The sequence below is a fragment of the Streptomyces hiroshimensis genome (assembly GCF_014650335.1).
Taxonomy (GTDB): domain Bacteria; phylum Actinomycetota; class Actinomycetes; order Streptomycetales; family Streptomycetaceae; genus Streptomyces; species Streptomyces hiroshimensis.
This window is the reverse complement of sequence record NZ_BMUT01000001.1, coordinates 433,981-445,177: the sequence shown is the minus strand read 5'-3', so window position 1 is coordinate 445,177 and position 11,197 is coordinate 433,981. Positions and strand designations below refer to the sequence as shown.

The 11,197-nt window shown below is 72.3% G+C and carries 8 protein-coding genes; 4 read left to right on the top strand and 4 right to left on the bottom strand.

The window, feature by feature from the left end; translation table 11 throughout:
* Positions 1–72: 72 nt before the first annotated feature.
* The 3 genes from gntD to IE241_RS01690 all read left to right on the top strand — a co-directional run bounded on the left by gntD (position 73) and on the right by IE241_RS01690 (position 3,271).
* A complete protein-coding gene (gene gntD, locus IE241_RS01700; RefSeq protein ID WP_190019747.1) occupies positions 73–1,179 on the top strand; it encodes a guanitoxin biosynthesis L-enduracididine beta-hydroxylase GntD in 1,107 nt (368 codons plus the stop codon).
* Positions 1,180–1,223: 44 nt separating this feature from the next.
* Positions 1,224–1,979 (top strand): SDR family NAD(P)-dependent oxidoreductase, encoded by a 756-nt coding sequence (locus IE241_RS01695; protein ID WP_190019746.1) that lies wholly within the window; start codon positions 1,224–1,226, stop codon positions 1,977–1,979.
* Positions 1,980–2,044: 65 nt separating this feature from the next.
* The gene (locus tag IE241_RS01690; RefSeq protein WP_190019745.1) at positions 2,045–3,271 is read left to right on the top strand and encodes a cytochrome P450; all 1,227 of its coding nucleotides are present in this window, start codon (positions 2,045–2,047) and stop codon (positions 3,269–3,271) included.
* A gap of 15 nt (positions 3,272–3,286) precedes the next feature.
* Here IE241_RS01690 and IE241_RS01685 read toward each other — a convergent pair whose 3' ends face one another.
* The gene (locus IE241_RS01685) at positions 3,287–4,228 is read right to left on the bottom strand and encodes a helix-turn-helix transcriptional regulator (RefSeq protein WP_190019744.1); all 942 of its coding nucleotides are present in this window, start codon (positions 4,226–4,228) and stop codon (positions 3,287–3,289) included.
* 495 nt (positions 4,229–4,723) lie between these two features.
* Here IE241_RS01685 and IE241_RS01680 point away from each other — a divergent pair, with 495 nt between their 5' ends.
* The gene (locus IE241_RS01680) at positions 4,724–6,097 is read left to right on the top strand and encodes a helix-turn-helix domain-containing protein (RefSeq protein WP_190019743.1); all 1,374 of its coding nucleotides are present in this window, start codon (positions 4,724–4,726) and stop codon (positions 6,095–6,097) included.
* A gap of 17 nt (positions 6,098–6,114) precedes the next feature.
* Here the strand turns inward: IE241_RS01680 and IE241_RS01675 are convergent, their stop codons facing one another.
* From IE241_RS01675 to IE241_RS01665, 3 genes are all read right to left on the bottom strand, one after another.
* Complete coding sequence (locus IE241_RS01675) at positions 6,115–7,863, bottom strand: acyl-CoA dehydrogenase family protein (RefSeq protein ID WP_190019742.1); 1,749 nt, start codon at positions 7,861–7,863, stop codon at positions 6,115–6,117.
* Complete coding sequence (locus IE241_RS01670) at positions 7,860–8,204, bottom strand: acyl carrier protein (RefSeq protein WP_190019741.1); 345 nt, start codon at positions 8,202–8,204, stop codon at positions 7,860–7,862. Before IE241_RS01670 ends, IE241_RS01675 begins: the two co-directional genes overlap by 4 nt.
* A 106-nt stretch (positions 8,205–8,310) precedes the next feature.
* Positions 8,311–11,196, bottom strand: a complete 2,886-nt coding sequence (locus IE241_RS01665; protein WP_190019740.1) for an NHLP bacteriocin export ABC transporter permease/ATPase subunit — start codon at positions 11,194–11,196, stop codon at positions 8,311–8,313.
* Position 11,197: the final 1 nt, after the last annotated feature.

Here is an 11,197-nt window from a genome sequence, read left to right as displayed (position 1 = left end):
CCCCGGGCGCGGGCCGCACAGGACCGAGCGACCGACGACCCCATGAGGTCACGACCCGGTAAGGACACCGACATGCCCCGCATCTCCCTCACTGATGACGCGTCCCGCCGGGACACGGCCTCACCGCGCCTCTCGGACCACGGCACGGACCATGGCACGGACCTCAGGGACGTCCCCCTCGAATACCGCCTCGGCACCCGGGAGATCCGTGCGCTGCGGGAGGCCGCCGCCCGGCTCGGGGACGACTACGGGGCGCCCGGTCTGCCCGGCTTCTACGACAGCGCCTTGCCGGCCGAGGAGCTGCTCCCCGCCGGGCTGCGCGGTTTCCTCCTCTCCTACCGCAGGTCCGAGCGGACCGCGGCGTGCCTGATACACGGCTTCCCGGTGGACGACGCGGTGCTCGGCCCCACGCCGGAGCACTGGCAGACGGCCATCCGCGGTGCCACGGCCAGGGACCAGGAGCTGTGGATGGCGCTCGTCGGCATGGTGCTGGGCGACCCGTTCGGCTGGGAGACCCTCCAGGAGGGCCGGATCATCCAGAACGTCCTGCCGATCCGGGGCGCCGAGCAGACGCAGAGCGGTTACGGCAGCGAGAGCCTGCTGGAGTTCCACACCGAGGACGGCTTCCACCCGGACCGCTGCGACTACCTGATGCTGTTCGGGCTGCGCAATCCCGACCGGGTGCCGACCGTCGTCGCGTCCGTCCGCGACGTCCGGCTGAGCGATCACGACCGGGCGGTCCTCGCGGAGCAGCGCTTCTACATCCTGCCGGACACCGAGCACGTCCGGCAGCTGGAGGAGCACGACCCGGCGCACCCCGCGCTGGAGAAGCTGTACGGCATGGTGCGGCATCCCGAGCCGACCGCGGTGCTCTCGGGCGACCGCCTCAACCCGTATCTGCGGATCGACCGGCCCTTCATGCACGTACGGCCCGGCGACACCGAGGCCGAGGCCGCGCTCGACCGGCTGATGGAGGAGCTGCAGCGCGTCCAGCAGGACATCGCCGTGGGGCCCGGGTCGCTGCTGATCGTGGACAACTACCGCGCGGTGCACGGCCGCCGGCCGTTCACCCCCCGCTTCGACGGCACCGACCGGTGGCTGAAGAAGCTCACCGTCAGCCGCAACCTGCGCCGCAATCTCAGCGGTTACAGCCTCTCCAGCCACCGCGTCATCGTCTGAACACTCCGGGAAGTCCGAACATCCCGGGAAAGGAGGCACCGACCATGCGTACGGTCATCGTGTCCGGCGCGTCCAGCGGCATCGGGCTCGCCACCGCCGAGCGGTTCGCCCGCGCCGGCGACCACGTGGTCAACTTCGACGTCCGGCCGCCCGCGCCGGAGGCGGCGGGCAGCGGCCCGGTCCGGTGGGCCGAGGTGGACGTCGCCGACTGGTCCGCCGTGCGCGACGCCGTCGACGAGGTCCAGGCCGACCGCGGCCGGATCGACGTCGTCATCGCCAACGCCGGCATCAGCATCCGGCACGGCATCCTCGACCTCACCGAGGCCGACGCCCGGCGCACCCTGGACGTCAACCTGATGGGGGTCCTCGCCCTGTGGCGGCACGCCACGCCCCACATGCTGCGCCGGGGGGCGGGCGTCCTGCTCGCGACGGCGTCCGTCAACGGGGCCCGCGGCTACCCGCTCTACGCGGACTACAACGCCAGCAAGGCGGGTGTGGCCTCGCTGTGCCAGACCTTCGCGGTCGAGCTGAGCCCGCTGATCAGGACCGCCTGTGTCGCACCGGGCGCGGTGCTGACCCCGATGCAGCGCGCCGAGTACACCGACGCCATGCTCGCGGACGTCAACGCCCGTATCCCGGCGCGCCGGCACGCCCTCCCCGAGGAGATCGCGGAGGTCTTCCACTTCCTTGCCTCGCCCGGGGCGTCGTTCGTCTCGGGCCAGCAGTTCGTGGTGGACGGCGCGGAGACGGCCGGTGCGACCACCGCGTTCTTCCCCGGCCCGACCGAGCCGCCGGCCTGACCGTGTCCCCTTCACCACCCAGCCCGAGTTCACCGCCCACCCCCGAGGCCTTCGAGGAACCGACGATGCTCACCCGCCCGCAGCTCGCCCCGGCCACGCTCGACGAGGTGGATCTCGCGGATCCGCTGCTGCACGCCCGTCACGATCTCGGGCCGCTCTGGCGCCGCCTGCGCACCGAGTCACCGGTGCACTGGCAGCCCGGGACCGCGGACCGCCCGGGGTTCTGGGCGGTGACCGGCTACCACGACATCGTCTCGGTCCTGGGCGACGCCAAGACCTTCACCTCCGAGCGCGGCAACGTGCTCGACACCCTGCTGGCGGGCGGCGACTCCGCGGCCGGGCGCATGCTGGCCGTCACGGACGGCCGCCCGCACCAGGCGCTGCGCAGCGCTCTGCTGAAGCCGTTCTCGCCGCGGTCCCTCGGTGTGGTGATCGAGAGCATGCGGCGCGGCACCCGGCGGCTGGTGGAGGAGGCGGTGGAGCGGGGTACGGTCGACTTCGCCGCCGACGTCGCGGCGCACATCCCGCTGGCCGCGATCTGCGACCTGCTCGGGGTGCCGCCGGCCGACCGGCAGCACATCATCGACCTCACCTCGTCCGCGCTGTCCTCGGCGGACGGCGTCCCCACCGAGGAGTCGACGTGGGCGTCCCGCAACGGCCTGCTGTTCTATTTCTCGGAGCTGGCGGCCTCGCGCCGCGCGAAACCGTACGACGACGTGGTCAGCTTCCTGGTGACCACGGAGATCGACGGCCGCCCGCTCACCCACAACGAGATCATCTTCAACTGCTACAGCATCATCATGGGCGGTCACGAGACGACGCGCTTCGCCATGATCGGTGCTCTCCAGGCGTTCATGGAACAGCCCGGGCAGTGGGACGCGCTCAAGTCGGGCCGGGTGAGCACGGCTTCGGCGGTCGAGGAGGTGCTGCGCTGGACGACGCCGGCCCTGCACAGCGGGCGCACGGCGACCCGGGACGTCCTCATCGGTGACCGGTTCGTCGAGGAGGGGGACGTCGTCACGACCTGGCCGGCCTCCGGCAACCGCGACGAGCGGGTCTTCGGCCGGCCGGACGACTTCGACCTGTCCCGCAGCCCGAACAAGCACCTGTCCTTCGTCCACGGGCCGCACTTCTGCCTCGGTGCGTCGCTGGCCCGTGCCGAACTGACGGCTCTCCTGGAGAGTCTGTGCGAGCTCGTGGCCGTGGCCGAGCCGGCGGGCACCCCGCAGTACGTCTACTCCAACTTCCTGAGCGGCCTTTCGGCCCTCCCGGTCACCCTCACCGGGGAATGAGACAGGCCGCGTGCGTCAGATCCAGCCGCGCTTGGCGGCCCGGTATCCCGCCTCGAAGCGGCTGTTGGCCCCGAGCCTGGCGAAGAGGTCCGCGGCCATTCTGCGCACCGTGCGCAGCGAGACGCCGAGCCGCCGCCGGATGACGTCGTCGGTCAGCCCCTGCGACAGCAGGCCCAGCAGTTCCTTCTCCTGGGGGCTGAGCCCGTGTTCGTCGGGCGGGGTGGGCCTGCCGAGCGGGACCGCGCTCTCCCACACCCGCTCGAAGAGGGCCAGCAGCGCGGCGAGCACACCGGGGGCGGAGATCAGGACGACGCTGCTCCAGGGGTCGCGTGGATCGACGGGCAGGACCGCCACCGACCGGTCGATGACGACCATGTGAACGGGCAGCGACGGTGCCGTTCTCACCCTGTCGCCGAATTCGTCCCACCACGACGCCCGGCCGGCGGTCCCGGCGCGCTGCCGGGAGGCCGTCACGTCGTTGCGGATGCTCGCGGTGTAGACGGTGCGGGCGGCGACGCCCCGGCGGCGGACCTGCAGTTCCAGCGAATAGGTGGTCTCCAGCGAGGTGACGGACTGGGCCCCGTCCGGGACGAAGGCCAGCCACTCGGTGGTGGTGCGCTCCGCGAGCTTGCGCAAGCGGTCGAGCACGGCGTCCGGGCCGATGACGTACTCACCGATCTCGCCCCCCGGATACAGGTCGTCATACCGGTCCAGGAGAGTGAGGACGGCGGTCCGGTCCTCTTCGAAATCCGCCAGCGCCAGTTCGATCTCGGAGATCTGCTGGAGCAGCAGGGACCTGAGGCCGAGGTGCGGATCCGCCAATCGTCCGACGCCGTCACCGAACGGGCGCAGCAAATTCAGTTTCCTCAGCTGCTCCAGCGCGCAGCGAATTTCCGCTTCGGGAAGCCCCGACCGGTCCACCAGGTCGCCGACGGACCGGTAACGGCCGGTAATCATCAGTCTGTATATGGCCTCGGTATTCCTGTCAAGACCGAGCCGTTGCAACACTGGTCTTCCTGCCACCTGCGCCCCCCGCAAGCCACGGCGTATCCGCCTGCCGCCGCCAGCGTAGGCATACGCGGACAGCGCAGACAACATGCAACCACAGCATGGATCACCCAAGGGGCCCCCGTCACGCCTTGCGTGACCTCGGCACACCGCGCGGAAGGCCGCCGCCCGACGGCACAGGCACCAAACGGCCATCCGCCACTTCCTGCCAACGCCGCGATCTCCGTCTCGGGGGTACCTTCGAGTAACGTCTGTTTTCGATCGTGCGTCAGCCGTGATGCACCATTCACAGGGGATACCCACACCGTCCCGCCACCGTCCCGCGACGACGCACACCACGCAGATTCTCCGACCAAGAGGCGTGGTGGTCACGGATTGACACGGACCGTGTGGAGTGCGCATGGGCGGCACGTACATGTCGCATGCAGGGGGATATTTCCAAACATGTTGATGACCGATTTGCCTCTTGATGGATCGAACATTCACCAACTGCGCGACTTCCTGCTCAATCAGCGCAGGATCGCGAATTGGACGCAGGAGGAGCTGGCCGAGCGCTCCGGGGTCAGTGTCCGCACGATCCGCAATCTGGAAACGGGCGCGAACACCAATCCGCGCCGGAGTTCCGTGGCCCTGCTGCTCAAGGCGCTGGGCACCGCCACCGCCTCGCTCTCCGAGGCCGCGCCCTGGGGCGGCGGCGACTGGCCGCAGCCTGCGGAGCAGCGCCCGGCGCCCCACCGGCCGAAGACGTCGGCGCTGCCGCCGTGGCACGGTCCCCGGCCGCCCCACGATCCGCTGGTGGGCCGGCAGGCCGACATGCGGCACGTCCTGGCCGCGACCCAGCACAGCCGGCTGACCGTGCTCACCGGCCCCGGCGGCGTGGGCAAGACCCGGCTGGCGCTCGCGGCGGCGGCCCTGCTCCGCCCGCTGTTCCTCGGGGGTGTGTACGTCGCCGAGCTGGACGGCTGCCCGCCCGAGCACCGCGACCCCGCCGGCGCCCGCGCGGAGCTGACCCGTGCCGTCGAGGAGCTGATCGGTGAAGGCGCCCTGTCCCGGGGCGACTTGCCGGCCGGGCGCCGGCTGCTGGTCCTGGACGGCACCGAGCACATCACCCAGCAGACGATGCGGATCGCGCAGCGCCTGCTGGACGAGCACCCGGGGCTCCATCTGCTGATCACCTCGCGCCGCATCCTGACCGGCAGTGCGGCGAAGACCTGGGAGGTCGAGCCGCTGCCGGCCGACCACGGCGGCGCGGACGACGGCGGCGTGCCGAGCGCGGTGGAGCTGTTCCTGCGCCGGGTCGAGGCCAGCCTGCCGACGCTGGACCTGCGCGGCCATCTGCCGCTGGTCGGCCAGTTGTGCCGGCTGCTCGACGGCCTGCCGCTGGCCATCGAGATCGCCGCCCGGCGCCTGCGGGCGCTGCCGCTGAGCTCCCTGCTCCAGGGCGAGACCCTCTTCCCGCTGCTCGGCACGACCGACGCGAGCGATCTGTCCCGGCACGGCACCCTGTCGGGCAATCTGCGCTGGAGCTACGACCTGCTCAGCCCGCCGCACCGCGAGCTGCTGCACGCGCTCGCGGTGCTGCCCGACACCTTCTCGCTGGACGAGGCGCTCGCGGCCCGGCCCGGGGGCTGGCCGACGTCACAGGTCGCCCAGCTCCTGGCGGAGCTGGCGGAGGCCTCGCTGGTGCAGATCAAACGGGAGCAGCAGTACACGTACCACATCCACGCTCTGGTACGGCACTTCGTCGTCCGGCTGGAGCGCCCGGCGGGCTCCGCGCCGGTGCGGATCCCGGAGCCCGAGCAGGGCTGTCTCGCGTAGCCGGGCGGCGCCGCAGGTCAGCTGCGCGCCGCCCCCGCGGCTGCTTTGACGGTCCGGAGCGAGAAGTACTCCGGGCCGTCGAGGCAGGACAGCATCAGCCGCTCCAGCCACGGCAGATGACTCTCGTCCGGCCCGGCCGTCCGGTCCAGCCGCTGCAGCAGCCGCTGCAGGACCAGCACCAGCCAGCCGGTGCCGCCCTCCGCGGCGCGCTCGGCCGCGAAGGAGTACAGCCACGTGTAGAGGCAGGAGGCGGCGGCATGGTGGACGCAGTGCTCGGCGGCCAGGTCCTGCGCCTGCGTCGAGGCCGGGTCGAAGGAATCCGCCGCCACGGCCGCGTAGAAGACCGCCCGGCGCGCCGAGAGTTCGCCGAGGACCTTGCCGAGCGCAGCGGCCTCGGCCACCGGAAGGTCGCGCTCCGCGATCTCCCGGGCCGTGGCCACGGCCGGGTCCCAGCCTCGGGTGATCTCGTCCTCGGTGGCGTTGGTCAGGCGCAGCGCCCGCCCCGAGGGACGCCACACGGGCGCCTCCTCGGACCAGTCGAAGAGCTGCCGCAGCATCTCCTCGCCACCGGCGGCCGGCCGGTCGGCCAGCGGTGCCACCGCGGGCAGCTGCGTGGCGACGTTGTGCAGGTTGACGTGCGTGGTTCCCTCGAAGATGCTCGCGATCGCGTGGTCGCGCTGGAGCTTCTGGAAGACCCCCGAGGCCACTCCCTCGCGCAGGTAGCTGCGGGCCCCCAGGACCCGGGCGACCTCGCTCACGACCTCTTCGCCGAGCGTCGGCACGAGGTACTTGACCACGGACGACCACAGGCTCAGCCGGGACGGCCCGGCCGAGAGCGAGCGCGCCACCGGCAGCGCCGTGCATTCGGCGATCAGCAGGTCGAGGTGGGCGTTGACCAAGTGCCGCCGTACGACGGGAAGGTGGTAGATCTCCCTGCCGTACAGCCGCCGCTCCTGCGCATGGCGCAGGCCGATGCGCAGCACCGAGTCCATGGTGCCGATGGACAGCGCGCCGATCGCCGTGCGCGTGATCTGGAGCGCCTGGAGGATCTCGACCAGGCCCGCACCGCGGCGGCCGAGCAGCACGCCGTCCGGCACCCTGGTGTCCCGGAAGGTGATGCCGCTGAGGTCGTGGCCCCGCAGTCCCACGGTCCGCACGTACGGGTGGTTGGTCCAGCTGCCGGGTGCCAGGTGCTCCTTGTCGACCAGCAGCAGGGCCGAGCCGGAGCCCTCGACGGCCGCGTAGACGATGACGAAGCGGCCCCGGGTGGCGTTGCCGACGGGCCACTTCTCGCCGTTGAGGAGGAAGCCGTCGCCGTCGGGCACCGCGGTGGTGTCGTTGGTTCCCAGGTCGCTGCCGTGGTCCGGCTCGGACACCGCGAAGCAGGCGAGTTCCCCGGAGATGATGCCCTGCGCGACCCGGGCGCGCTGCTCCTCGTCGCCCCACAGCCACACGGGGTTGACGGCCAGCAGCGTCGAGCCGAACAGCACGGCCACGGTGGGGTTGCGGCGGGCCAGGGAGCGGGTCAGGAGGAAGAGGTGCTCCAGGTTGCGCAGGCGGCCGCCGAACTCCTCGGGGACGATGTAGCGCGGGAACCCCCATGTCCTGAGGAGGTCCAGCGCCCCGGGCGGCAGGGCGTCGTCCTCCTCGTGCGCGACGATCTCGGCGTAGCTGAACGGGCCGGTGTCCGCCGTGGGGTCCCCCAGGAGCCGTTCCAGCTCCGCGACCAGCGCGTAGGCCGGGCGCTCGGCTCCGGAGCCGGTCACAGCGCGGGGCCGTCGGCGCCGAAGCGGGTGAAGACGGCGGATACGGCATCCGCGTCGGGCAGCGTCCCCCGCCCCTCGGCCACCTCCGTGACGATCAGCCTCGTCACGTCGCCGACCCGCTCCAGCGTCATGGCCACCTCGGGACTGAGCTCCTGGAGGCTGAACAGCTCCTCCAGGTTGTAACCGAGTTCCGCGAGGACCAGGGAGTGGAAGCCGAGGTCGCCGACGAGGCGCTGGTCCGGCTCCACCAGGCCGGACTTGCGCGGTGCGACCAGCCGGACCAGTTCGGTCACCAGGAGGGCGACGGATTCGGTACCGGTGGCGGGAGGCGTGTGAGTCATGCCGCCGACGTTAGGACCGGCCGCACACCGGTCCCAGGCAACGGACCCGGCAAGCACAAGGCAACTCCCGGCAGGGCTCCCCGTCAGGGCTGTCGCGTCAGGGGGTTCACGTCATCTGACGGCGGACCAGCTCGTGGAAGAGCCCGCCCGCGTCGGCGAGCAGCGCCGCGGGCGGGCCCTGCTGGACGACCCGCCCCTGCTCCATCACGACGACCCGGTCGGCGTCCATGACCGTGGACAGCCGGTGGGCGATGACGATACGGGTGGCCCGCAGGGCGCGGGTGGACTCGATGACCACGCGCTGGGCCTCGTTGTCCAGTGCGCTCGTGGCCTCGTCCAGGAAGAGGATGCGCGGCTTGCGGATGAGGGCCTGGGCGACCATCAGGCGCTGGCGCTGGCCGCCGGAGACGGTGCCGCCGCCGTCGGAGAGCATGGTGTGCATGCCCATGGGCATCGCCTTGATGTCCTCGGCGAGGCCCGCCATGGCGGCGGCCTCCCACGCCTCCTCCAGGGAGAACGTGCCGGTGCCGCAGATGCAGTCGAGGATCGAGCCGGAGAAGGGCTGGGCGTGCTGCAGGACGACGCCGCACTGGCGGCGCACGGCCGCCCGGTCCAGGGCCGCGAGGTCCTGGCCGTCGTAGAGCACGCTGCCGGAGGCCGGGGTGTCGAAGCCGATGAGCAGCCGCAGCAGGGTCGACTTGCCGCAGCCGCTGGCACCGACGATCGCGACGAACTCCCCCGGCCGCACCGCGAAGGACACGTCGTCGAGGACGAGCGGGCCGTCCTCGCCGTAGCGGTAGGACAGCCCCTCGGCCTCGATGCCGCCGCTCAGCTCGCCCGGCTGGGCGCTCCCGCCCCGCACCTCCACACCCGCCTGCAGGATGGGCCTGACCTCTTCGAACATCGGCTGTACGGCGGCGGCCGACAGGAGCGCGCCGGTCAGCTGGGTGACGGAGGACAGCAGCATCGTCACGGCGGTGCTGAAGGTGAGGAAGTCCCCGGCGGACATGCTGCCCCGGGCCGGGCCCGCCAGCAGCATGAACATCACGAGCGAGCACAGCGGCAGGCAGACGGCGTTGAGCACCGTGACGACGTTCTTGAGCCGGCCGATGCGCTGCTGCAGCTCGCGGGTGCGGGCGAACTCGCGGGCCCAGGCGGCGTACGCGAAGCTCTCCGCCGCGGCGACCCGCAGTTTCGGCAGGCCTCTCAGGGTCTGGAAGGCCTGGTTGTTGAGCTTGTTGCTCAGCTTGATCAGCTGTCGCTGCCAGCGCAGCTGCCACAGCCCCAGGCCCAGGAAGACCGCCGCGACGACGCCCAGCATGGCGACCGCGGCCATCGCCAGCGGCACGCTGTAGACGAGCAGCAGCACGAGGTTCACGGTGCCGACCGTGCCGGCCTGCAGGACGACCGGGCCGATGCCGGACAGCGTCCGGCGGATGGCGCTGATCCCCATGGCGGCGGAGGCCAGTTCGCCGGTGGAGCGGCCGGCGAAGAACGTCGTCGGCAGCCGCAGCAGCCGGTCCCAGACGGCCGGCTGCAAGGTGGCCTCGATGCGGCCCTCCATGCGCAGGACGGAGATGTTCTGCAGCAGCATGAAGGCCGCCGCGACGGCGCTCGTGACGATGAGCGCCACGCAGGTCTGCACGATGAGGCCGGTCTCGGCGGCCGGTACGTACGTGCCGAGCACGCGCCCCGTGGCGACGGGCACGAGCGCGCCCAGGGCGACGGCGACCAGGCCGCCCAGCAGGATGCCGCGCAGGTCCTTGCCGGTGCCGCGCACGCTGAAGCGCACCAGCCCCAGCAGTCCCAGCGGCACGTCCGGCAGCGGGCGGTAGAACATGACGGCGCGCGCGGCGAAGTCCGCTTCGTTGTCCTTGCCGATGCGCTCGCGCGCCCCGGTGGCGGGGTCGACGGCCCGGTATCCGCCGCGTTGCCACAGCAGCGCGACCGGTGCGCCGTCCGCCTCGCGCCGGGCCACCAGGGGCCCGGTGTCCTCGCGCCACCAGCGGCCGCTCAGCCTGACGGTACGGGTGCGGATCCGTGAGGCGAGCGCGATGCGTTCGACGGGGTCCGTCCTCCCCGGCGAGGCCGCGCCCGGCCGGGACAGCGCGATGCCCGCCGCCTCGGCCACGAGCCGGCACGCCTCGAAGGTCGCGCCGTCGTCGCCGCCGGCACCGCCGCGGCGGGAACCCCTGCGCGAGCGGCCGATGGAGGCCAGCAGCGCCCGGTCGGCCTGGGTGCGGGCGGCCTCGCCCGCCTCGATGCCGGCGGCCGTACGGTCCTCGTGGGCGCGCTCCAGCTCCTCGATCCAGCCGTCCAGGGCGTACAGCAGGCGGTACTGCTGGTCGACCATGCCCTGCCACATCGCCGCGTCGACGAGGAGGGTGCCCGCGGCGTACCCCTCGTAGGCTGCGCCGTACTGCACGCTGCCGGGGTTGATCTGCATCCACAGGATGTCGTCGTCCGCCCCGCCCGGGCCGGCACCGGGCCTGCCGCTCTCCAGCGGGGCCTGGTACAGCACGCGCAGGCCGCGGCCGATGCCCAGGGCGAAGGCGTCCTCCAGGGGGCTCGGCACCCCTTCGGGAGCGCCGTACGTGCCGTTCCAGCGGCCGTACGCGCCGCTGCCCTGGTCGTACGCACCGCCCTGGTCGTACGCACCGTTGCCCTGGTCGCCGTACGCGTACAGCTCGCGCAGCTCGATGCGGCGCAGGCGGCAGCCCTGCCGGGGGCGGCCGGTCAGTGTGTGCGCGGGGCCCTCGGCCGGGCCGAGCAGGAGCGCGCCCGTCTCCAGCCGGCCGAGGAAGTGCCAGTGGCCCGCCTGCGCGGCGTCGACGGCGAACAGGTCCAGCTCGCCGCCCTCGACGAGCCACAGCACGAGCGGTCCTTCGAGGGACAGGCTGCGCAGCCCCGTGCAGTCGACGGGCGTCCCCAGCCCGCCCATGGCGGCCACCACGGGATCGGCGGCGGCCGGGGCGTAGTGAGGAGTCGTCATC

Bases quoted from the DNA above. Each gene is read 5' to 3' on its own strand.
- gntD (WP_190019747.1), top strand. From the start codon at position 73: ATGCCCCGCATCTCCCTCACTGATGACGCGTCCCGCCGGGACACGGCC.
- IE241_RS01695 (WP_190019746.1), top strand. From the start codon at position 1,224: ATGCGTACGGTCATCGTGTCCGGCGCGTCCAGCGGCATCGGGCTCGCC.
- IE241_RS01690 (WP_190019745.1), top strand. From the start codon at position 2,045: ATGCTCACCCGCCCGCAGCTCGCCCCGGCCACGCTCGACGAGGTGGAT.
- IE241_RS01685 (WP_190019744.1), bottom strand. From the start codon at position 4,228: ATGATTACCGGCCGTTACCGGTCCGTCGGCGACCTGGTGGACCGGTCG.
- IE241_RS01680 (WP_190019743.1), top strand. From the start codon at position 4,724: ATGTTGATGACCGATTTGCCTCTTGATGGATCGAACATTCACCAACTG.
- IE241_RS01670 (WP_190019741.1), bottom strand. From the start codon at position 8,204: ATGACTCACACGCCTCCCGCCACCGGTACCGAATCCGTCGCCCTCCTG.
- IE241_RS01665 (WP_190019740.1), bottom strand. From the start codon at position 11,196: ATGACGACTCCTCACTACGCCCCGGCCGCCGCCGATCCCGTGGTGGCC.